General features: G+C 71.1%; 1 protein-coding gene. It reads left to right on the top strand.

Annotated features, from left to right (window positions below; genetic code table 11):
* The coding region (locus tag ACLWS4_RS37970; protein ID WP_416876572.1) for an ABC transporter transmembrane domain-containing protein at window positions 1-360 on the top strand (360 nt) is incomplete at both ends.

The following is a 360-nucleotide window of genomic DNA, read 5'->3' as shown; positions in this document are numbered from 1 at the left end:
TACTTCGGCGGCCAGCTCGCCATCGACGTCCAGCACGACATGCGGTCCGACCTGTTCCGCTCGCTCACCCGGCTCGACGGGCGGCGGCAGGACGAGCTGGACATCGGTCAGGTGGTCGGCCGGGCCACCTCCGATCTCCAGCTCGTGGTCGGGCTGCTCTTCATGCTGCCGATGATGACCGGGAACGTGCTGATGTTCGGCATGTCACTGGGCGTCATGCTCTGGCTCTCCCCGCCGCTCACCCTGATCGCCCTGCTGATGGGCCCGGCCCTCTGGGGGACGGCGCCGCTCAGCCGCACGCGGCTGTTCCCCGCGACCTGGGCCGCACAGCAGGAGGCCGCCGCAGTGGCCGGGGGGGTG

It is taken from the genome of Kitasatospora sp. SC0581, assembly GCF_048159585.1.
Classification (GTDB): Bacteria; Actinomycetota; Actinomycetes; order Streptomycetales; family Streptomycetaceae; genus Kitasatospora.
The sequence above is the reverse complement of the archived record's forward strand: the minus strand, read 5'-3'. Positions and strand labels throughout refer to the sequence as shown.